General features: G+C 75.6%; 20 protein-coding genes. 12 read left to right on the top strand and 8 right to left on the bottom strand.

Annotation, left to right across the window (positions count from 1 at the left end):
• The first annotated feature begins 89 nt into the window (after positions 1-89).
• Complete coding sequence (locus BLR12_RS20105) at positions 90-1,148, top strand: YihY/virulence factor BrkB family protein (RefSeq protein ID WP_091381851.1); 1,059 nt, start codon at positions 90-92, stop codon at positions 1,146-1,148.
• Positions 1,149-1,274: 126 nt separating this feature from the next.
• On the opposite strand, the gene BLR12_RS20100 is transcribed toward BLR12_RS20105, so the two are convergent.
• A complete protein-coding gene (locus BLR12_RS20100; protein WP_091381850.1) occupies positions 1,275-1,505 on the bottom strand; it encodes a DUF3039 domain-containing protein in 231 nt (76 codons plus the stop codon).
• 78 nt (positions 1,506-1,583) lie between these two features.
• Here BLR12_RS20100 and BLR12_RS20095 point away from each other — a divergent pair, with 78 nt between their 5' ends.
• On the top strand, positions 1,584-2,525 hold the full coding sequence (locus BLR12_RS20095) for a pseudouridine-5'-phosphate glycosidase (RefSeq protein ID WP_091381848.1): 942 nt from the start codon (positions 1,584-1,586) through the stop codon (positions 2,523-2,525).
• A gap of 2 nt (positions 2,526-2,527) precedes the next feature.
• Complete coding sequence (locus tag BLR12_RS20090; RefSeq protein ID WP_091381847.1) at positions 2,528-3,403, top strand: carbohydrate kinase family protein; 876 nt, start codon at positions 2,528-2,530, stop codon at positions 3,401-3,403.
• A gap of 72 nt (positions 3,404-3,475) precedes the next feature.
• Here BLR12_RS20090 and BLR12_RS20085 read toward each other — a convergent pair whose 3' ends face one another.
• From BLR12_RS20085 to BLR12_RS20075, 3 genes are all read right to left on the bottom strand, one after another.
• A complete protein-coding gene (locus BLR12_RS20085) occupies positions 3,476-3,817 on the bottom strand; it encodes a DUF3099 domain-containing protein (protein ID WP_091381845.1) in 342 nt (113 codons plus the stop codon).
• A gap of 160 nt (positions 3,818-3,977) precedes the next feature.
• Entirely contained in the window at positions 3,978-4,559 is a 582-nt protein-coding gene (locus BLR12_RS20080) for an HhH-GPD-type base excision DNA repair protein (protein ID WP_091381844.1), read from the bottom strand.
• Positions 4,560-4,613: 54 nt separating this feature from the next.
• Positions 4,614-4,952, bottom strand: a complete 339-nt coding sequence (locus BLR12_RS20075; RefSeq protein ID WP_091381841.1) for a hypothetical protein — start codon at positions 4,950-4,952, stop codon at positions 4,614-4,616.
• A gap of 159 nt (positions 4,953-5,111) precedes the next feature.
• Between BLR12_RS20075 and dtd the strand changes: the two genes are divergently transcribed.
• Together dtd and sigB are read left to right on the top strand one after the other, a co-directional pair.
• Positions 5,112-5,543, top strand: coding sequence for a D-aminoacyl-tRNA deacylase (gene dtd, locus BLR12_RS20070; protein ID WP_091381839.1), 432 nt, complete (start codon positions 5,112-5,114; stop codon positions 5,541-5,543).
• A gap of 249 nt (positions 5,544-5,792) precedes the next feature.
• Complete coding sequence (sigB, locus tag BLR12_RS20065) at positions 5,793-6,776, top strand: RNA polymerase sigma factor SigB (protein ID WP_091381837.1); 984 nt, start codon at positions 5,793-5,795, stop codon at positions 6,774-6,776.
• A gap of 210 nt (positions 6,777-6,986) precedes the next feature.
• Here sigB and BLR12_RS20060 read toward each other — a convergent pair whose 3' ends face one another.
• Positions 6,987-9,710 (bottom strand): bifunctional acetate--CoA ligase family protein/GNAT family N-acetyltransferase, encoded by a 2,724-nt coding sequence (locus tag BLR12_RS20060; RefSeq protein ID WP_091381835.1) that lies wholly within the window; start codon positions 9,708-9,710, stop codon positions 6,987-6,989.
• On the bottom strand, positions 9,703-10,884 hold the full coding sequence (locus BLR12_RS20055) for an acetoin utilization protein AcuC (RefSeq protein ID WP_091381833.1): 1,182 nt from the start codon (positions 10,882-10,884) through the stop codon (positions 9,703-9,705). Before BLR12_RS20055 ends, BLR12_RS20060 begins: the two co-directional genes overlap by 8 nt.
• A gap of 148 nt (positions 10,885-11,032) precedes the next feature.
• Between BLR12_RS20055 and BLR12_RS20050 the strand changes: the two genes are divergently transcribed.
• Entirely contained in the window at positions 11,033-11,740 is a 708-nt protein-coding gene (locus tag BLR12_RS20050; protein WP_091381831.1) for a metal-dependent transcriptional regulator, read from the top strand.
• A 135-nt stretch (positions 11,741-11,875) separates the two neighbouring features.
• A complete protein-coding gene (locus BLR12_RS20045; RefSeq protein WP_255363654.1) occupies positions 11,876-13,942 on the top strand; it encodes a S9 family peptidase in 2,067 nt (688 codons plus the stop codon).
• Between the two features lie 3 nt (positions 13,943-13,945).
• Here the strand turns inward: BLR12_RS20045 and BLR12_RS20040 are convergent, their stop codons facing one another.
• Entirely contained in the window at positions 13,946-15,016 is a 1,071-nt protein-coding gene (locus tag BLR12_RS20040) for a DUF4192 domain-containing protein (protein WP_091381827.1), read from the bottom strand.
• A gap of 192 nt (positions 15,017-15,208) precedes the next feature.
• Complete coding sequence (locus BLR12_RS20035) at positions 15,209-15,502, bottom strand: Dabb family protein (RefSeq protein ID WP_091381824.1); 294 nt, start codon at positions 15,500-15,502, stop codon at positions 15,209-15,211.
• 88 nt (positions 15,503-15,590) lie between these two features.
• On the opposite strand from BLR12_RS20035, the gene BLR12_RS20030 reads away from it, so the two are divergent.
• The 5 genes from BLR12_RS20030 to BLR12_RS20010 all read left to right on the top strand — a co-directional run bounded on the left by BLR12_RS20030 (position 15,591) and on the right by BLR12_RS20010 (position 20,574).
• Positions 15,591-16,844, top strand: coding sequence for a glycosyltransferase family 4 protein (locus tag BLR12_RS20030; RefSeq protein WP_176832609.1), 1,254 nt, complete (start codon positions 15,591-15,593; stop codon positions 16,842-16,844).
• Complete coding sequence (locus tag BLR12_RS20025) at positions 16,838-17,593, top strand: class I SAM-dependent methyltransferase (RefSeq protein WP_091381822.1); 756 nt, start codon at positions 16,838-16,840, stop codon at positions 17,591-17,593. Before BLR12_RS20030 ends, BLR12_RS20025 begins: the two co-directional genes overlap by 7 nt.
• 22 nt (positions 17,594-17,615) lie before the next feature.
• Complete coding sequence (locus BLR12_RS20020) at positions 17,616-18,680, top strand: prenyltransferase/squalene oxidase repeat-containing protein (protein ID WP_255363653.1); 1,065 nt, start codon at positions 17,616-17,618, stop codon at positions 18,678-18,680.
• 83 nt (positions 18,681-18,763) lie between these two features.
• Positions 18,764-19,642 carry a glycosyltransferase family 2 protein gene (locus BLR12_RS20015; RefSeq protein WP_091381979.1) on the top strand — a complete coding sequence of 293 codons (879 nt, stop codon included), beginning with the start codon at positions 18,764-18,766 and terminating at the stop codon, positions 19,640-19,642.
• Entirely contained in the window at positions 19,639-20,574 is a 936-nt protein-coding gene (locus BLR12_RS20010; protein ID WP_091381818.1) for a glycosyltransferase family 2 protein, read from the top strand. Before BLR12_RS20015 ends, BLR12_RS20010 begins: the two co-directional genes overlap by 4 nt.
• Positions 20,575-20,587 lie beyond the last annotated feature (13 nt).

Below are 20,587 nucleotides of genomic sequence, written 5' to 3'. Positions count from 1 at the left end.
ACCCGAGACGGGGCCGGAGCCTCGGGACGGGGCCGGCGGCGGGACCCTGGAGGCGGGCCGGACGGGGCCCTGACGTGCACACTGGGGCGATGCGCACCGTCCTGCCCGGGGGCCGACCGGCCGGCACCGGGCACCCCGAGGACGGCGACGAGGACCCACCGGCAGGGGCCACCGCCGCGCCCGTGGACGCCGGGACCCGGCGACCGAGCCGGGTGGCCGGCTGGCCGGCGCCGCTGCGGGTCCCGCTGCAGGTGCTCGGCCGGACGCTCGCCAAGGCCTGGCAGGACCGCATCCTCGGCCTCTCCGCGGAGGCGGCCTTCTGGCAGATCCTCTCCGTACCCCCGCTGCTGATCGGGCTGCTGGGCACGCTGGGCTACCTCGGCACGCTCATCGGCGAGGTCTCGGTGGCGCAGATCGAGGAGCAGCTCGTCCGCGCCTCGACGCGGGTGCTGACCCCCGACGTCGTCGCCTCGCTGGTGCAGCCGACCCTCGACGACATCCTGGGCTCGGGGCGGCTGGAGCTGGTCAGCGTCGGCTTCCTGCTGTCGCTGTGGGCCGGCTCCTCGGCGACCGCCACGTTCATGAACACGGTCGTCATCGCCTACGACCAGCGCGACGTCCGCGGTCCGATCCGCACCCGGCTGATGGCGCTGTGGCTGTTCGTCGTCGGCCTGCTGCTGGCGGTGCTGACGCTGCCCCTGCTGGTCCTGGGCCGGGGTGTGCTGGTGTCGCTGCTCCCCGCGGACTGGCAGGACACGGCCACCGTGCTGGTCAACGCCGTGTACTGGCCGGTCGTGCTCGTCGGCCTGCTCCTGGCGTTGACGAGCTTCTACCACGTGGTGCTGCCGCGGCGGCTGCCCTGGCACCGGCACCTGCTGGGCACCGTCCTGGCGGTCGCCTTCTTCGTCGTCACGGCACTGGCCACCCGCGCCTACGTGGCCGACATCCTCACGGCCACGCTGCCCTACGGAGCGCTGGCCACCCCGATCGCGGCCCTGCTGTTCTGCTTCTTCTTCGGGATGTCGGTGCTGCTCGGCGCCGAGCTCAACGCGACCATCCAGGACCGCTGGCCCGCCCCGCTGAAGCGACACCAGCGGCGCAGCCAGGAACGGCGGGCGGCCAAGCTCGAGCGCGCCAGGGAGCTGTGACACCGCGGTCCTCCCGGACCGCGCCGCGGCCACGTGCCGGTCCCTGCCCCGTCGAGCCGCTGCCCGTGTCCCGGTCGGGAGACCCTCCGGGCCCCGCGACCGGTCCACCCGCCGTGGGCGGGCCGGTCACTCCCTCTTGAGCTGCTCGTAGATCTCCTTGCAGGCCGGGCACACCGGGCTGCCGGGCTTCGGGCTCTTGGTCACCGGGAAGACCTCGCCGCACAGGGCCTCGACCATCGTGCCCATGACCGCGCTCTCCGCGATCTTGTTCTTGCGCACGTAGTGGAAGACCTCGTTGGCGTTCCCGGTGTCGCCCTCGCGGACGTCGGGCTTCTCGAGGAGGTCGGTGTTGCTCACGCGGTGCTCCCTCGGGTCGGGACTGGGATCGGGAGGCGCCCTGACGGGCGCGACTCCCCCACCCCCCATGATGGCAGGGTGCCGCCGCCCTCCCCCGGTTCGCCCGCCGTCCCGACGACCGCGCTCTCCCCCGAGGTCGCCGACGCGCTGACGGCCGGCCGTCCGGTCGTGGCGCTGGAGAGCACGCTGCTCGCCCACGGCCTGCCCCGGCCGGAGAACCGCGCCGCGGCCGACCAGGTGGAGGCGGCGGTGCGGGCCGGGGGTGCGGTCCCCGCGACCGTCGCCGTCCTGGACGGGGTGCCGCACGTCGGCCTGACGCCGGACCGGCTGGACCGGGTGTGCGCCGACGCCGACCTCGCCAAGCTGGCCGTGCGCGACCTGCCCGTCGCACTGGCGCTGGGTCGCAGCGGGGCGACGACGGTGTCGAGCACCGCGCTGCTGGCCGCGGCCGCGGGCATCGGCGTCTTCGCCACCGGCGGCCTGGGCGGGGTGCACCGCGAGGCGGCCGACACCTTCGACGAGTCCGCGGACCTCACCACGCTGTCCCGCACCCCGCTGCTGGTCGTCTGCGCGGGCGTGAAGTCGATCCTCGACGTCCCGGCGACGCTGGAGCGGCTGGAGTCCCTGTCGGTCACCGTCGTGGGCTACCGGACGACGACCTTCCCCGGCTTCTACGTCGCCGACTCCGGCTCGACGGTGGACTGGGCGGTGTCCTCCCCCGAGGAGGCGGCCGCGGTGCTCGCCGCGCGGCGGACCCTGGCGCCCGGCGGCGTGGTGGTGGCCAACCCGCTGCCGGACGACGAGCAGCTGGACCCCGCGCTCCACGACCGGGTGATCGCCGACGCGCTGGCGGCGGCCGTGCGGGCCGGCGTGCGGGGCAAGGCGGTGACGCCCTTCGTCCTGGACCACCTGCACCGGGTCAGCGAGGGCGCGACGCTGGCGGTCAACGTGCGGCTGGTGCTGCGCAACGCCGAGCTGGCCGGCCGGATCGCCACCGCCCTGGCCGCGCTCCCCCGCTGACCGTGCGCGACGTCGTGGTCGTCGGTGACCTCGCCACCGACGTCGTCGTGCTGCTCGGCGGCCACCCGGCACCCGGTTCCGACCGCCCGGCGGCCATCCGCACCCGCGGCGGCGGCGCCGGCGCGAACGTCGCCGTCCACCTGGCCCGGCTGGGCACGCCGGTCACCTTCGCCGGCTGCGCCGGGGACGACGCCGCGGGGACCGGCCTGCTCGCCGAGCTGACCGCGGCCGGGGTGACGCCGGCCGTACGGAGGGTCCCCGGCGCGGCCACCGGGACGATCGTGAGCCTGGTCGAGCCGGACGGGCAGCGGAGCATGCTCGCCGACCGCGGCGCCAACCTGGCGCTGGAGCCGGGCGACGTCCCGGTGCCGGCCTCCGGCGGGCACCTGCACCTGTCCGGCTACACGCTCTTCACCGCCGGGCCGCGCGCCGCGGGGCTCGCCGCCCTGGCGGCCGCAACGGAGGCCGGCTGCACCGTCTCGGTGGACCCGGCCTCCACCGGACCGCTGGCCGGCTACGGCGTGGACCGGTGGCTCGCCGACACCGCCGCGGCCACGCTGGTGCTGCCCAACGCGGACGAGGCCCGGCTGCTCACCGGCTGCGCCGACCCGGCGGCGGCCGCCCAGGCGCTCGCGGCACGCCATCCCGTCGCGGTCGTGACGCTGGGCGCCGAGGGCGCGCTGTGGGCTGCGGGCGACCGGCTGGTGCACCGCCCGGCCCACCCGGCGCACGTCGTCGACACCACCGGCGCCGGCGACGCGTTCACCGCCGGGCTGCTGGCCGTGTGGTCGGGCGACCCGGACGGCGACCCGGCCGCGGCGCTGGAGGCCGGGCTGGCCCGGGCGGCGGCCGTCGTCGCCCGGCCGGGCGCCAGGTGAGTTGCTGGAACGGCCACCCTTCAGGGGCCCGCGCCAAGCATGCGAGGCGTGGGGGGGAAGGGTGGTCCTTCTTCAGTGCTCGATGATGCGGCCCGGGCGTGCCGGGTTCTCCAGGATCCGGTCCGGCCGGGGCGGGTCGTAGCGGTGCACGTCGAGCTTCTTCTTCGGCGGCCGGTCGTTGGCCATCATCACCGCGATCCAGGGCAGCACGGTACCGAGGACGGCGAAGATGAGCGCCAGCCAGAGGACCTGGTAGAAGACCGCCGCCAGGACCAGGCTCACGGCGCGGACGGCCATGGTGAGCACGTACCGGCGTTTCCGGGCCGCGTGCTGCTCGGACAGGCTCGGCGCCGCCTCGGTGATGAGCACCGGCTCCGGTCGGCGGGATCGTGCGGGCTGCTGGCTCGAGGCCACGGGCTTCCTCCCTACCGCCGTCCCCCGTGGGTGCGGCGGATCCCCTCCGCGGGCTGCGGTGCCCGGCGTCCCGACGGCGCCCGGGTCCCCGTACAGCCCGGGGTCCGCCGCCCATCGTGCCACCGGATCGCGCGCGATGCAGGCACCCCGGCGTTGCATCTCAGGAGGTCACGGCCGCCTTCGCCGCCTGCTTGGCCTGCTGCTTGAACGCCCGCACCTCGGCCAGCGACTCGGGGCCGGTGATGTCCGCGACCGACCGCCGCGAGCCGTCCTGGCCGTAGTCGCCGGCGGCCTCCCGCCACCCCGGCGGGTTCACGCCGTACTGCTTGCCGAGCAGCGCGACGAAGATCCTCGCCTTCTGCGCACCGAAGCCGGGCAGCTCGCCGATCCGCGCCAGCAGGGTCGCGCCGTCGGGGACGTCGGCCCACAGCCGCTCGGCACGGCCGTCGTAGCGCTCGACGAGCAGCCGGCAGACCGCCTGCGCCCGGCCGGCCATCGAGCCCGGGTAGCGGTGCACGGCGGGCGGCCCTTGGAACCAGGCCGTCAGCTGGTCGGGGTCGGCCTCGGCGACGGCGGCTGCCGAGAGCGTGTCGACCCCCATCCGGTCGGCCAGCAGCCGCGGCCCGGAGAACGCCCGCTCCATGGGGAACTGCTGGTCGAGCAGCATGCCGAGGAGCAGTGCGAGCGGGTCGTTCTCCAGCAGCGCGTTGGCCTGGTCGTCGTCCGTCAACCACAGGGTCACTCGGACATCGTGCACCGGGTGGCAAGGCGCGGGCGACCGACGGCCAGCCGCGTTCTAGAAGCGGTCCGGCTCAGGACGGTCAGGCAGCAGATAGGGCCCGGTCTCGTAGAAGACGATGAGCGGACGACCGCGGTCGTCCTCCCAACGCTCCGCCATGACGACAGTCTTGGTGCGCCCCTTGCGTCGTGCCTTGGCGAAGAGGCGCTCCCGCTCGGCGGGCTCGATGAGATGCGTTCTGGCGTAGTCGACAGCGTCCGAGTCCTGCGGCTCATCGGTGGACCTCGACACCTTGCCTTCGCACCAGAGAAACACCCAGGCGCTGCCCGCGCCCGCCTCATTGAGGGCCGCATCCCGCCCGTACGCGGCGGACGTGCGGTGCCACTGGCCCTGCATCGCGGGTCCCCTACCTACTGGCTAAGCGCTTCGCTGGTCCAGCAGCATCCCGAGCAGCAGGGCCAGCGGGTCGCGACCGAGCAGCTCGTCGGCGGCGGCGTCCTGGGTGAGGCGCAGGGTGGGCACGCCCGCGATCCTGCCCGACCGGAGGATGTCCCGGTGCGCGCGGTGGTGAGCAGGGTCGGTACGGCGGCGGTGACGGTGGACGGCGCGGTCGTCGGCGAGATCGGCCGCGGGCTGCTGGCCCTGGTCGGCGTGGGCCGCGAGGACGGCGTGGACCGGGCCCGGGCGCTGGCGCGCAAGGTGCACGAGCTGCGGGTCTTCCCCACCGACGACGGCGCCCGGTCGGTCGGCGACCTGGGCCTGCCGGTGCTGGTCGTCAGCCAGTTCACCCTCTACGCCGACACGCGGAAGGGCCGCCGTCCCTCGTGGGCCGACGCCGCCCCCGGCGAGGTGGCCGAACCGCTGGTGGCGGAGGTGGTCGCCGAGCTGCGCCGCCGCGGCACCGAGGTGGCCACCGGCGTGTTCGGGGCCCGGATGCTCGTCTCGTCGGTGAACGAAGGGCCGATGACCTTGCTGCTGGAGGTCTGACCGCCGTCCGGACGGGGTAAGGCAGCGTGACGCGACACACGCCCTGTGCATTTGCTGTGAAACGGGCATCCGTGGAACACCCGGCCCGGTCGAAGCCGTTGGACTGGGCGTACCACAGGGACACAGAGCGGGGGCTCACCGGCTGCACAGGGCCGGGCGAGTGGCCCGGACCCCGACGCCCGGGTGCACCGTCGCCCATCGACGACCGACGGTGTGCATCCGATACGAAGGCAAGGACGAAGACAGATCGTGACGCTGCTGCAGTCTTCCACCACCGACACCCTCGAGGTGCGCTCGCCCCGGCGTGAGCCGGACACGAGCGGTCTGGTCTCGACCGACCTCGTCCGGGTGTACCTCAACACCATCGGCAAGACCGCGCTGCTGACCGCCGAGCAGGAGGTCGAGCTCTCCAAGCGGATCGAAGCCGGCCTGTACGCCGAGCGCCTGCTGGTCGAGCGGCAGCTGACCCCTGCCCTGCAGCGGGACTACAAGGCGCTGGCCGCCGACGGCAAGGCCGCCAAGCGGCACCTGCTGGAGGCCAACCTGCGCCTGGTCGTCTCGGTGGCCAAGCGCTACACCGGCCACGGTATGACGTTCCTGGACCTCATCCAGGAGGGCAACGTCGGCCTCATCCGGGCGGTCGAGAAGTTCGACTACACCAAGGGCTTCAAGTTCTCGACGTACGCGACGTGGTGGATCCGCCAGGCGATCACCCGCGCGATGGCCGACTCCGGCCGCACCATCCGGCTGCCCGTGCACCTCGCCGAGCAGGTCAACAAGGTGGTGCGCACCCGCCGCCGGATCCACCAGGAGCTGGAGCGCGAGCCCACCGCCGAGGAGCTGGGCCTGGAGCTCGACATGACCCCGGAGCGGATCACCGAGCTGCTGGAGTACTCCCGCGACCTGGTGTCGCTGGACCAGACGGTGGGCGCCGACGAGGAGTCCCGGCTCGGTGACTTCATCGAGGACGCCGACGCCGCGGTCGCCGAGGACGCCGTGGCGTTCCAGATGATGAAGGGCGACGTGCGCACCGTGCTCTCCACGCTGGAGGACCGCGAGCGCGACGTGGTCGTGCTCCGGTTCGGCCTGGACGGCGGCCAGCCGCGCACGCTGGAGCAGATCGGCAAGCAGTTCGGCCTGTCCCGCGAGCGGGTCCGCCAGATCGAGCGCGAGACGATGGCCAAGCTGCGCGACCCGCAGCGCGCCGACGCGCTGCGCGACTACCTGGCCTGAACCCGGGCACGGCGAGAGCCGGTCACCGCGAGGTGGCCGGCTCTCGCCGTCTCCAGAGCGGCCCAGGCAGGTGGGTCGCTCCGCGAGCAACGGCGCCGCGGGCGGGGCCCTCGATGATCAGCTGGGCTGATCCTCCTACGTCCTGGCTCACCGTCGACGGTGAGCCAGGACCCGCGACGGTGAGCTCACCTGATCATCGGTGACGACAGATCACATCGGGTTGCGCATGCGGCGGGGTCCGGGGTCGACGCGCCCGGTGGGCGGGCCGACGCGGACGGCGGCGCCGGCCACGACCAGCGACCGCCCGCCGTGCCACGGGTGCGGCGGACCGACGATGACCGGCTCCAGGCTCAGCTGCAGCACCTCGGGCAGGTCGTCGGCGAGCCGGGCGACCCGCAGCAGCAGGTTCTCCAGCGCCGCCACGTCGACCGGTTCGGAGCCGCGGTAGCCGTTGAGCAGCGGCCAGGCCCGCGGGGCGCGCACCAGCTCGGCGGCGTCCAGATCGGTCAGCGGCAGGGTGCGGTAGGCGCGGTCGCCGAGCAGGTCGGTGGCCACGCCGCCGAGGCCGAAGCTGACCAGCGCGCCGAAGGACGGGTCGTCGACGATCTCGACGACCGTGGCCACGCCGGGTGCGGCCATCTCCTGCACGATCACCGGGTCGCCCGACGGGATCGCCGCGAAGGCCGCCCGCACCGCCTCGGCGTCGGTGAGGTCCAGCCGCACCCCACCGAGGTCGGAACGGTGCCGGAGCCACGGCGCCGTCGACTTGAGCACCACCGGGTAGCCGATCTGCTCGGCCGCGGCGGCCGCCGCATCGGCGTCGGTGACCGTGCGGGTGCCCAGCAGCGGGATCCCGTACGCGGCCAGCAGCACGATCAGCTCGTCGTCACTCAGCGCCCGGCCGCCGGGCGCCGCGGCGAGCGCACGCAGCACGACGTCCCGGGCGGTCTGCTCGTCGATGCCCTCGAGCTCGGGCACCTCACCGACCGGCCGCCGCCGCCAGGCGGCGTACTGCGCCACCTTGGCCAGCGCGATCACCGCCCGCTCGGGGGTGGAGAAGGACGGCACCGAGCCGCGGGCCGGCGCCCCGTCCTCCCCGGGGAGCACGAGCTCGGCCGGGATGCCCTCGGTCGAGAGGAAGGTGGCGACGATCGGCTTGTCCGCACCGACGGCGACCTCGCGCAGCGCGCGGCCGAACTCGGCCGAACCGCGGCTCACCGGCGGCAGGAACACCGCCACCACCGCGTCCACCGCCTCGTCGTCGACCGCACCCTGCAGCGCGGCGCGGAAGTCCTCGGCCGAGCCGCCGGCGCCGATGTCGGTCGGCGCCTCGTGGGCCGGCTGCAGCCCGTTCTCCAGGACGGCATCGGTGACCAGCCAGCCCATGGCGGTGGAGTTCCCGACCACCGCGACCCGGTCCCCGGCGGGCAGCGGCTGGTGGGCCAGCAGCGTGCCGACGTCGAACAGCTGCGCGAGCGTCTCCACCCGGATGACGCCGGCGGAGGCGAACAGCGCGGCCACCGACTCCTCCGGCACCGCCACCGAGGTACCGGCGAGCCCCTCGGTCAGCCGCACGTGCCGGCCGCTCTTCACCGCGACGACCGGCTTGGTGCGGCCCACGCGGCGGGCCAGCCGGGCGAACTTGCGCGGGTTGCCGAAGCTCTCCAGGTGCAGCAGCACGACCTCGGTGCCCGGGTCGGTGGCCCAGTACTGCAGCAGGTCGTTGCCGCTGACGTCGGCGCGGTTGCCCGCGGAGACGAAGCTGGACAGGCCGATGTTGCGGTTGCGCGCCTGCCCGAGCAGCGCCGAGCCGAGCGCACCGGACTGGGCGAAGAAGCCGACCCGGCCGCGGCCGGGCACCCGCGGCGCCAGGCTGGCGTTGAGCCGCACCGCCGGGTCGGTGTTGACGATGCCCAGGCAGTTGGGGCCGACCACCCGCATGCCCGAGGCGCGCGCCGCGGCCACGAGCTGCCGCTCGCGTGCGCGCCCCTCCGGGCCGGACTCGCCGAAACCGCCGGAGATGACCACCAGCCCGTGGACCCGCTTGCGCCGGCACGCCTCGACGACGTCGGCCACCTCGTCGGCGGGCACCGCGAGGACGGCGAGGTCGACGTCGTCGGGGATGTCCTCGATGCCGGCGTAGGCCGGGACCCCGCGCACGTGCCGGGTGCCCGGGTTGACCGGGTAGACCGGCCCCTCGAAGCCGAGGTCGAGCAGGTGCCGCAGGACGGCGTTGCCGAGCTTGCCCTCGTCGTTGCTGGCGCCCACCACGGCGACCGACGACGGGGTGAGCAGCCGCGCGATCGACCGCGACTCGCTGCGCTGCTCGCGCTCGTAGGCCACCTGCAGGGCGGTCTCGGTCGGCGCGATGGGGAAGGTGAGGTGGACGACGCCCTCCTCGTAGGACCGGGTGGGGGTGTACCCGGCGTCGAGGAAGACCCGGACCATCCGGTTGTTCTGCGCCAGCACCTCGGCGACGAAGTTCGTGATGCCCCGCTCCCGTGCGGCAGCGGCCAGGTGCTCGAGCAGCACCGAGCCCAGCCCGCGGCCCTGGTGCGCGTCCTCGACGAGGAAGGCGACCTCGGCGTCGTCGGTCCCCGGGTAGCGGTCGTACCGGCCCACGCCGATGACCTGGTCGCCGAGCACCAGCACGAAGGCGACCCGGGAGTCGTGGTCGACGTGGGTGAAGCGGTGCAGGTCCTTGTCCGACAGCCGCTTCATCGGCCCGAAGAACCGGTAGTAGCGGGTCTGGTCGGAACTGCGGTCCATCAGCCCGACCAGGCCGTCGGCGTCCTCGGGCTGGATCGGGCGCAGGTGCACCGTGCCGCCGTCGGCGGCGATGATGTCGGCCTCCCAGTGCGCGGGTGGCTGCGGGGCCTCCTGGGGCGTGTCCAGCGACCCGGCCGGCGGGGTCTGGGTGCTCTGTTCAGTCACGGGGGTCGTCCGGGTCCAGGCCGAAGTAGGGGAACGCGGCGGTGCGGGTGCGCGAGATGGCCCGGTCGACGCGGGACTCGGTGAACGGGTCCCAGTGCGCGAAGCCGGTGTAGCCGCCCTCGGTCATGTGCGTGGGCGGCCGCGCACGCAGCCCGCGGCGCACGACGTCCTCCCGCCAGGACTCGGGGATCTCGGTGGCCGGGTCCAGCCGGGCGTCGGCGGCCTCGGCGATCAGATGGGTCCAGGCCCGTGGCACGCAGCGCACCAGGCCGTACCCGCCGCCACCGAGGGCGATCCAGCGGCCGTCGCAGATCTCGTGGGCCAGCTCGTGGACCGCGCGGTAGCCCGCCCGTTGCCCGTCGATGGTCAGGGCGAGGTCGGCCAGCGGGTCCTCGTGGTGGGCGTCGCAGCCGCACTGGGTCACCAGGATCTCCGGCCGGAACGCCTTGAGGACGCTGGGCACGACCGCGTGGAAGGCCCGCAGCCAGCCGGAGTCGTCGGTGCCGTTGGGCAGCGCCAGGTTGACCGCGCTGCCCAGCGCCGTGTCGGGGTCGCCGGTCTCCTCGGGGAACCCGGTGCCGGGGAAGAGGGTCAGCGGCGTCTGGTGGATGCTGACGGTCAGCACCCGCGGGTCGCCGTAGAAGACCGCCTGCACGCCGTCGCCGTGGTGGACGTCGAGGTCGACGTAGGCGATCCGCTGGTGCCCCTGGTCCAGCAGCCACTGGATGGCGACCGCGGCGTCGTTGAAGACGCAGAAGCCCGAGGCGCGGTCGCGCATCGCGTGGTGCAGCCCGCCGGAGATGTTGACCGCGTGCTGCGCCCGGCCGGCGTGCACCTCCTGGGCGGCCAGCACGCTGCCGCCGGTGATCAGCGCGGCGGCGTCGTACATGCCGTCGAAGACGGGGTTGTCCGTCGTCCCCAGGCCGTGGCCCACACCGGGGTCGGCCGGGGCGCGCTTCACCGCGTCGAGGTAGGCCGGGTCGTGCACCCGGGTGAGCAGGTCGACGTCGGCCGGCGTGGGCCGCAGCACCCGCAGCCGGTCGGTGGCCAGCACCCCGAGCGAGTCGGCCAGCCGCATCGTCAGGTCGAGCCGAACCGGGTGCAGCGGGTGGTCCCCGCCCATCGTGTAACCGAGCAGCGCGTCGTCCCAGACGACGGCGACGGAGTCACTCACGGGACACTCCCTGACGCTGACGGCGATGTCCTCGGCGACGCTACCGCCGGGGCGGTCGGGACGGTCGGGGCGTGCCTGCGACGACGCCGTCGCGGAAGCGGGCGCGCGCTCTCCTTCCGTACCATCGGGGACGACACGGAGGAGACCTGTGAACGACCTCATCGACACCACCGAGATGTACCTCCGCACGATCTTCGAGCTGGAGGAGGAGGGGATCGTCCCCCTCCGCGCCCGCATCGCCGAGCGGCTGCACCAGAGCGGCCCCACGGTGAGCCAGACGGTCGCGCGGATGGAGCGCGACGGCCTGCTGACCGTCGAGGGCGACCGGCACCTGCAGCTGTCGGAGTCCGGGCGGCAGCTGGCCACCGCGGTGATGCGCAAGCACCGCCTCGCCGAGTGCCTGCTGGTCGACGTCATCGGCCTGGACTACGCCGACGTGCACGAGGAGGCGTGCCGCTGGGAGCACGTCATGAGCGAGGCCGTGGAGCGCAAGCTGCTCACCCTGCTCGGCAACCCGACCGTGTCCCCCTTCGGCAACCCGATCCCGGGCCTGGACGCCCTGGGCGGGGAGACCTCCGCGGTGCTCGACGCCCTCACGCTGCTGTCGACCACGGCCACCCCCGAGGGGCGCCGCGTGGAGATCAAGCGGATCAGCGAGCAGCTGCAGGAGGACAACGAGCTCCTGCGGCAGCTGGCCGACCAGGGCCTGCGCCCGGGCATGACCGCCGTCGCGCAGCTGACCGCCGGCACGGTCAGCCTCGACGGCAACGTGCTGCCGGCGGGCGTCGCCCAGCACGTGTTCGTCAGCGCCCTCGACGAGGAGCTCACCCCGGTCGAGGCGGCCCCCCGCCTCTGAAAGAGGACCACCCTTCCCCCCACGCCTCGCCCGCTCGGCGCGGGCTCCTGACGGGCGGCCGTTCCCGCACCTCGCCGGGCTCGCGGCGGGACCCTGCACGGGGACCGCGCTCGCCCGGCTCCTACGGTGGGCCCGGTGAGCGAGCCCACCGACGCCCCGCCCGCCGCCTCCCCCTTCGCCGACCTGGCGTCCTTCGTCGCCCTGCCGCGGATCGCCGGGCTGGCGCTGTCGGCCGACGGGCGGCGGCTGGCCGTCGCGGTGCAGACCCTCGACCGCGAGGGCACGAAGTGGCAGTCGGCCCTGTGGGAGGTCGACCCGGGGGGACGGCGGCCCGCGCGCCGGCTCACCCGCAGCGCACCGGGCGAGTCCTCGCCGGTGTGGGCGCCCGACGGCTCGCTGCTGTTCACCTCCACCCGTCCCGACCCGGGGGCCGGTGAGGGCGCCGACGACCCGAAGCCCGCGCTGTGGGCGCTGCCCGCGGACGGCGGCGAGGCCCGGCCGGTGCTCACCCACCCGGGCGGGATCGGCGGCGTGGCCGTCGCCGCGGACACCGGCCAGGTGGTGGTGACCGCCTCGGCCATGCCGGGCGCGGCCGACGCGGAGGCCGACGCGGAGCGCCGGAAGCAGCGCAAGGAGGCCGGGGTCAGCGCGATCCTGCACGAGGCCTACCCGGTGAGGTACTGGGACGCCGACCTCGGCCCGGCCACCCCGCACCTGTTCTGGGTCGGGGCACTGCCCGCCGACGAGCCCGCCGGCGCCGAGCGGACCACGGTCGAGCTGCGGGACCTGACACCCGACGCCGTCCCGCCGGCCGGCGCGGGGGGCGCGCTGCACCTGTCCCCCGACGGCCGGTCCCTGGTGCGCGTGGAGACGGTGCCCGACGGCCCGGCCGGGCAGCGCGACCGGCTGGTGCTGCTGGACACCGCGACCGGGGACACCCGCGTGCTGGTCGACGACCCGCTGGCCGACCTGCACTCGCCGCGCTTCTCCCCCGACGGCACCGCGGTCGTCTGCGGCCGGGAGTCCCTGTCGAGCTACGACGAGCCGCCCGACCACACCCTGCTGCACGTCGACGTCGCCACCGCGACCGCGCGGGAGCTCACCGCCGGCTTCGACCGCTGGCCCTCGGCCCCGCAGTTCGGCGCCGACGGGACGGCCGTCTACTTCCTCGCCGACGACGGCGGCCGGCACGCCCTGTTCCGCGTGCCGGTGGGCGGCGGCGAGCCGGTGCGGATGACCACCGACGGGTCCTACAGCGACCTGCAGGTGGCCCGCGACGGCAGCGCCCTCTACGCGCTGCGCTCGGCCTACGACGAGCCGCCCGCCCCGGTCCGGCTGGACCCGGAGGCCACCGGCCAGCACCCCGAGCCGCTGCCCAGCCCCGGCACGCTCGCCCCGCTGCCCGGCACGCTGCACGAGTTCGAGACCACCGCACCCGACGGCGCGACCGTGCACTCGTGGCTGGTGCTGCCCGAGGGGGCGTCGGCCGAGCGCCCGGCGCCGCTGGTGCTGTGGATCCACGGCGGGCCGCTGATGAGCTGGAACTCGTGGTCCTGGCGGTGGTGCCCGTGGGTGCTGGCCGCCCGCGGCTACGCCGTCCTGCTGCCCGACCCGGCGCTGTCGCAGGGGTACGGGCAGGACTTCGTCCGCCGCGGCTGGGGCAGGTGGGGCGAGGCGCCCTACACCGACCTGATGGCCGCCGTGGACGCCGCCGAGCAGCGCCCGGAGATCGACGAGACGCGGACCGCCGCGATGGGCGGCTCCTTCGGCGGCTACATGGCCAACTGGGTGGCCACCCAGACCGACCGGTTCGCCGCGATCGTCACCCACGCCAGCCTGTGGGACGTGGACACCTTCGCGGGCACCACCGACGCGGCCTACTACTGGGAGAAGGAGTGGGGCGACCCGTTGCGCCGGCCGGAGCGCTACGAGCAGCACTCGCCGCACCGCTTCGCCGACGCCATCCGCACGCCGATGCTGGTCGTCCACGGTGACCGCGACTACCGCGTCCCGATCGGGGAGGCGCTGCGGCTCTGGTACGACCTGCAGAAGCGCGGCGTCCCCTCCCGGTTCCTCTACTTCCCCGACGAGAACCACTGGGTGCTCACGCCGGGGAACGCGCGGGTCTGGTACGACACCGTGCTCGCCTTCCTGGCCGAGCACGTGCACGGCCAGCAGTGGCGCCGGCCCGAGCTGCTGTGAGGCTCACCCCGCCGCCCAGACCTCGCCCGGGCCGGCCGACACCGAGGTGAGCATCCCGCGCAGCTCGGCCGGGGGGAGGCAGGCCGCCAGCCCCTGGGCGAGCAGCCGGGCCAGCCGGTAGGTGGGACGGCTGTCCAGGGCCCGCTCCAGCGCGACGTTGGCCATGGCGCCGTCCCCGCGCAGCCACGCGCTCACCGCCAGCAGCGTCGCGGGCGCGGCGTCCAGGGGCGCCGGGCCGCGGCGGGTGCACTCGGTCCACAGCACCTCGGCCGCGGCGGCGTCGTCCCCCAGGGCCAGGGTGAGCGCGCGGTCGCGCACCCGGACGTCGGCCAGCGCCCAGAGCACCGCGGCGACCTCCCGGTCGGGCACCCGGCCCCCGCCGGGCCCGCAGCGGCGGAGCGCGCGCAGCACGGCGTCCCACGAGCGGCGGGCCTCGGCGTCCGGGGCGTCCAGCGCGGCCGCGGCGCGGCGGTCGACCAGCCGCCAGACGGTGCCCTCCATCGCGGCCCGGGCGGGGCCGTCGAGCGGGGCGATCCGCGCCTCGAGGGCCGACCGGTCGCGCTCCACCACCTGCCCGGCGCCGACCGAGGCGGCGGCCAGCGCGGACACGCCGCCGGGCAGCGGCTCGCCGGCCCCGGGTGCGCAGCAGGGCTCCGGGCAGTCGTAGGACCACCACCGCCCGCCGCGCACGAGCAGCGTGTCCCGCACCGGGATGTCCAGGCCGGCCAGCGCGACGACGGCGTCGTGCACGACGTCGCGGTGCGGCAGCCCGGCGGAGGCCTCGCCGCCGGGCAGGGGCTCGGACTCGTCGGCGGCCTCCGAGACCACGGCGACCACGACCCCGGCGGGATCGTCGGTGGCCACGCTGCTCGCCAGCGCGGCCACGACCGCGGCGGAGTCATCCCGCGCGGGCAGGTCGGCGCGGACGGTGAGGCCCACCCGGTTGCCGGTCAGCCCGCCGAGGGCCACCAGCACGACGGACTCGTGCGGGTGGAAGCCGACGAGGTGGGGCAGAGCGGCGGCGAGCTCCGCGGAGTCGGTGAGGCGCACGACGGCGCGTGTGGGGTCGTCCATGCGCCCGACCCTCGCCGCCGCGCCCGCCCGGAGGGCCGCGCGGGGAGATCTGTGGACCGGCGGGGCGGCTGTGGACGCCCGCCCCCGTCGGCCCCCTGCAGGGTCCCCCCGCGAGCCCGGTGAGGGACTGGAACGGCCCCCTGCAGGGTCCCGCCGCGAGCTCGCGAGTGGCGGGGGGCAGGGGGTCCTTCTTCAGACCTCGTACTGGACGGCGGTGCGCGCGGCGAGGATCGGCGTGACGTGGTCGGCGATGACCTGCAGGTGCACCGGGTCGGCGGCGTACCGCTGCCAGGCCTCGACGTCGGGGAAGTCGGCCACCAGGGCGGTGTGCGCGTTCCCCTCGCGCAGCCCGGCGTCGGGGCCGACCGCGAAGGAGGTCATCCCGCCCACCTCCTCGGGGAGCCGGCGGAGGGCGGCCAGGGTCTGCTCCCGGCGCTCCTCGTCGGCGTCATCGGACCAGGTGAAGAGGACGACGTGGCGCAGCACGGCCGCGATCCTGTCAGGCCGGCGGCGGCGCCGCAGCCCAGGGCTCCCCGCAACGGTCGGTGACCAGGGCTGGTTAGAGTCGCCGACCATGGGACGGCCGTTGCGCATCGCACTGCTGTCCTACCGGAGCAAGCCGCACAGCGGCGGTCAGGGGATCTACGTCCGGGCGCTGTCCCGCGAGCTCACCGCCCTCGGTCACGGGGTCACCGTGTTCAGCGGCCAGCCCTACCCCGAGCTGGACGACGGCGTGCCGCTCACCCGGGTGCCCGGCCTGGACCTCTACCGGGAACCCGACCCGTTCCGCACCCCCCGGCCCTCGGAGTTCCGCGACCGGGTCGACCTGCTCGAGTACGCCACGATGTGCACGGCGGGCTTCCCCGAGCCGCTGACCTTCAGCCTCCGGGTGGCCCGGCTGCTCCTCCCCCGGGCGCCGCTGTTCGACCTGGTGCACGACAACCAGTGCCTGGGCTCGGGCCTGCTGCAGCTGACCCGCGCCGGCATCCCGACCGTGGCCACCGTGCACCACCCGGTCGCCATCGACCGCGACCTGGAGCTGGCCGCGGCGCCCTCGCTGCGCCGCCGGCTCACGCTGCGCCGCTGGTACGGCTTCACCCGCATGCAGGCCCGCGTGGCCCCGCACCTGGACGGTGTCACCACCGTCTCGGAGAACTCCCGCCGCGACATCGAGAGCCACCTCGGCGTCCCGGCCGAGGGCATCCGCGTCATCCCGGTGGGCATCGACCCCGACGTCTTCACCCCGCCGCCGGCCGACCGCCCCCGCGACCCCGACTCGATCGTGGTCACCACCAGCGCCGACGTCCCGCTCAAGGGGCTGGTGCACCTGCTGGAGGCGGTGGCCAAGCTGCGCACCGAGCGGGCGGTGCGGCTGACCGTGGTCGGCACGGCGCGCCCCGGCGGACCGGCCGAGACCGCGCTGGACCGGCTGGCCCTGCGCGACGCCGTCCGCTTCACCGGCCCGCTGCCCGAGGCCGACCTGGTGCGGCTGCTGCAGTCGGCCGCCGTCGTCGCCATCCCCTCCCTGTACGAGGGCTTCTCCCTGCCGGCGATCGAGGCGATGGCCTGCGGCACCGCACTGGTCACGACCGACGCCGGGGCGCTGCCCGAGGTCGTGGGGAGGAAGGCCGGCCTGCGGGTGCGGGCGGGGAACGTCGGCGAGCTGACCGCGGCGCTGCAGCTGGTCCTCGACTCGCCGTCCTTCGCCGACCAGCTGGGCCGGGCCGGTCGGCGGCGCGTCCTGGCCTCCTACACCTGGCGCTCGACCGCCGAGCGGACGGCGGAGTGGTACCGCGAGGTGCTGCAGCGGAGAGGCGTCCCGTGCTGACCGTCGACTACGACCTGCTCGACCTGCGGCCGGGGATGACCGTCCTGGACCTGGGTTGCGGCGAGGGCCGGCACGCCTTCGAGGCCTACCGCCGCGGCGCCCGCGTGGTCGCCGTCGACCGGGGCGAGTCCGAGGTGCGGACGACGAAGCGCTGGCTGGGCGCGATCGCCGAGGCGGGCGAGGCCCCGGCGGGTGCCCGCTACGAGGTGGTGCGCGGCGACCTGCTGGCCCTGCCCTTCCCCGACGCGAGCGTCGACCGGGTCATCGCCTCCGAGGTGCTCGAGCACATCCCGGACGACGCGACCGCGATGGCCGAGATCGCCCGCGTGCTCCGGCCAGGGGGCACCGTCGCGGTGACCGTGCCGCGGTACGGGCCGGAGCGGGTCTGCTGGGCGCTGTCGGACGAGTACCACGCCAACGAGGGCGGCCACGTCCGCATATACCGCGGCGACGAGCTGCGGGCCCGGCTGTCCGCGGCGGGCCTGGTGCCCGGCGCGCAGCACCACGCGCACGCGCTGCACGCGCCGTTCTGGTGGCTCAGGTGCGCCGTCGGCGTCGAGCGGGACCCCGCCGCAGTCCGCGCCTACCACCGGCTGCTGGTGTGGGACCTGACGGAGCGGCCGTGGGTGACCCGCACCGCCGAGCGGCTGCTCGACCCGGTGATCGGCAAGAGCCTGGTCGTGTACGCGGAGAAGCCGGCGGTGCCGGCCGCGGTCAGCGAGCCCGGGCTGGAGCGGACCGCTGTCTGAGCCGCTCCCCGAGCTGCCCGGTGTGCTGACCGGCCGGCAGGTGCGCGCCACCGTCGCGGCGATCGCCGCCGAGCAGGGGGACGACGGCGCGATCCCGTGGTTCCGCGGCGGCCGGCTCGACCCGTGGGACATGGTCGAGGCCGCGATGGCGCTGGACCTCGGCGGCGAGCACGACCGGGCGCGGGCGGCCTACCGCTGGCTGGCCCGCCGCCAGCGGTCCGACGGGTCGTGGCCCGCCGAGTACCGGGACGGCGCGGTCGTCTCCCCCGCCGCGGAGAGCAACCACGCCGGCTACCTCGCCGTCGGCGTCTGGCACAGCTGGCTGCTCACCGGCGACGAGCAGCTGGTCGCGACGCTGTGGCCCACCGTGCGCCGTGGCCTGGACCTGGTCACCCGCATGCAGCTGCCCGGTGGCGCGATCGGCTGGGCGCTGCGCCCCGACGGCACCGCCGACGACACCGCGCTGCTCACCGGCAACGCCAGCCTGTTCCAGGCGCTGCGCTGCGGGGTCGCGCTGGCCGGGCTCGTCGGGGCGGCCCAGCCGGACTGGGAGCTCGCGGTGGTCGGCCTCGGCGCCGCGCTGCGCACCCGGCCCGAGGCCTTCGCCGACCGGTCGCGCTACTCGATGGACTGGTACTACCCCGTGCTCGGCGGGGCGGTGACCGGCACCGCGGCCGACGCCCGCCTGGCGGCCGACTGGGACCGCTTCGTCGTCCCCGGGCTGGGCGCGCGCTGCGTAGCCGACCGGCCGTGGGTCACCGGCGCGGAGACCTGCGAGCTGGCGCTCGCGCTGGCCGCCGCGGGCCGGCCGGACGCCGCGCTGGAGCAGGTCGCCGCCATGCAGCACCTGCGCGCCGACGACGGGTCGTACTGGACCGGGTACGTCTACCCCGACGACGCCCGCTGGCCGGTGGAGCGGACGACGTGGACCGCGGCCGCCGTGGTCCTCGCCGCCGACGCGCTGTCCGGCGCGACCGCGGCGTCGGGTCTGTTCACCGACCCCGGGGCGCTGCCCGCGGCCGGGACGGAGACGTCACAGGAGACCGCCGGTTGGCTGCCCGGCGCCGCGGGCAGGGGGAGGCCGTGAAGAAGGACCCTCCTACCCCCCGTGAAGGACCCTCCTGCCCCCCGCCCCTCGCGAGCTCGCGGCGGGACCCTGCAGGAGGGCCGATCGAAGCTCGCGGCGGGACCCTGCAGGAGGGCCGGCCCGATCCGCAGGTCGCCGTCGTCGTCATGAGCCAGAACCGCCGCGAGGACCTGCTGCGCACCCTGCCGCGCCACGAGGCGCCGGTCGTGCTGGTCGACAACGCGTCCACCGACGGCACGGTCGAGGCGGTGCGCGCGGCGCTGCCCGGGGTGACCGTCGTCCCGCTGGAGCGCAACGTCGGCTCCTACGCGCGCACGCTCGGCGTCGAGCGGGCCGGCACCGAGTTCGTGGCCTTCGCCGACGACGACTCGTGGTGGGCGCCCGGCGACCTGGCGCGCGCCGTGGCGGTGATGCGCGCGCACCCGCGGCTGGCGGTGCTCAACGCGCGGATCCTCGTCGGTCCGGAGGAGCGGCTCGACTCGTTCTGCTCCGAGCTGGCGCGCAGCCCGCTGGGGACGCCGGACGACCTGCCCGGTCCGGCGCTGCTCGGCTTCATCGCCTGCGGCGCGATGGTGCGCACCGGGGCCTTCCTCGCCGTCGGCGGGTTCGACCCCGTCGTCCGCTTCCCCGGCGAGGAGGAGCGGCTCTCGCTGGACCTGGCCGCGGCCGGCTGGGGCATCGCCTACGTCGACGGCGTGACCGTGCACCACCACCCCTCGACGAAGCGGCACGCCCCGGAACAGCGGCGGGCGGCGATCTGGCGCAGCCGGCTGCTCACCGCGTTGATGCGCCGTCCGTGGCCGGAGGTGGGCCGCCTGGTGCTCACCGCGGTGCGCACCGGGCCCGAGCGGCGGGGGCTGCTGCGCGCGCTGCGGGAGGTGCCGGCCGCGCTGCGCCGCCGCCGGGTCGTCCCGGAGGGCGTGCGCGCCGACCTGCGGGTGCTGGCCGAGGCGGGGGCATGACGGCCACCGAGGCCAGGCCGCAGGAGCTCGATACGGGTCCCGACCCGCGGGTGTCCGTCGTCGTCATCACCCACCAGCGCCGCGACGAGGTGCTGCTCGCCCTCTCCCGGCTGGTGGCCCTGCCGGAGCAGCCGCACGTCGTCGTGGTCGACAACGGGTCCACCGACGGGACGGCGGCGGCGGTGGCCGCGCGGTTCCCGCAGGTGGAGCTGGTCGCGAGCCCGGAGAACCTGGGCGCGATCGGCCGCAACGTCGGCGTGGCCCGCGTGGACACCGCCTACGTCGCGTTCTGCGACGACGACACCTGGTGGGACCCGGGCTCGCTGCGGACGGCGGCCGACGTCCTCGACGCGCACCCGCGGCTGGCGGTGGTGACCGCGCGGATCCTGGTCGAGCCCGGCGGCCGGGAGGACCCGATCGTGCCCGAGCTGCGGGACTCCCCCGTCCGGGGCGCGGACTGGCTCCCCGGCCCGGCGCTGGGCTCCTTCCTGGCCGGCGCCTCGGTGGTCCGGCGGGAGGCCTTCACCGGGGTCGGCGGCTTTTCCGAGCGGCTGTGGCTGGGCGGGGAGGAGGAGCTGATGGCCGGCGACCTCGCCGCCGCCGGGTGGGAGCTGTGCTACCTGCCCGCGCTCACCGTCCACCACCAGGCGTCGAAGGCGCGGGACTCCCACCGCCGGCGCCGTGACGGCATCCGCAACACCCTGTGGACGACGTGGCTGCGCCGCCCGGTGCGTCCCGCGCTGCGCCGCACCGGGCACCTGCTGCGGACCCTGCCGCGCGACCGCGTCACCGCCCAGGGCCTGTGGGCCGCGGTGCGCGGGCTGCCGTGGGTGGTGCGGGAACGGCGGGTGCTGCCGCCGCACGCCGAGGCCCGGTTCGCCGCGCTGGAGCACACCCAGCGGACCTCCACCGCCCGCCGCTACGTCAGCTGACCCGGCGGCTCAG

The sequence above is a fragment of the Geodermatophilus sp. DSM 45219 genome (assembly GCF_900104025.1).
Taxonomy (GTDB): domain Bacteria; phylum Actinomycetota; class Actinomycetes; order Mycobacteriales; family Geodermatophilaceae; genus Geodermatophilus.
This window is presented reverse-complemented; position numbering and strand designations above follow the sequence as displayed.

What these genes read in the sequence shown, in the direction of transcription:
- BLR12_RS20075 (WP_091381841.1), bottom strand. Translation starts at nt 4,952, where the DNA reads ATGCAGGGCCAGTGGCACCGCACGTCCGCCGCGTACGGGCGGGATGCG.
- BLR12_RS20105 (WP_091381851.1), top strand. Translation starts at nt 90, where the DNA reads ATGCGCACCGTCCTGCCCGGGGGCCGACCGGCCGGCACCGGGCACCCC.
- BLR12_RS20040 (WP_091381827.1), bottom strand. Translation starts at nt 15,016, where the DNA reads ATGGACGACCCCACACGCGCCGTCGTGCGCCTCACCGACTCCGCGGAG.
- BLR12_RS20010 (WP_091381818.1), top strand. Translation starts at nt 19,639, where the DNA reads ATGACGGCCACCGAGGCCAGGCCGCAGGAGCTCGATACGGGTCCCGAC.
- BLR12_RS20030 (WP_176832609.1), top strand. Translation starts at nt 15,591, where the DNA reads ATGGGACGGCCGTTGCGCATCGCACTGCTGTCCTACCGGAGCAAGCCG.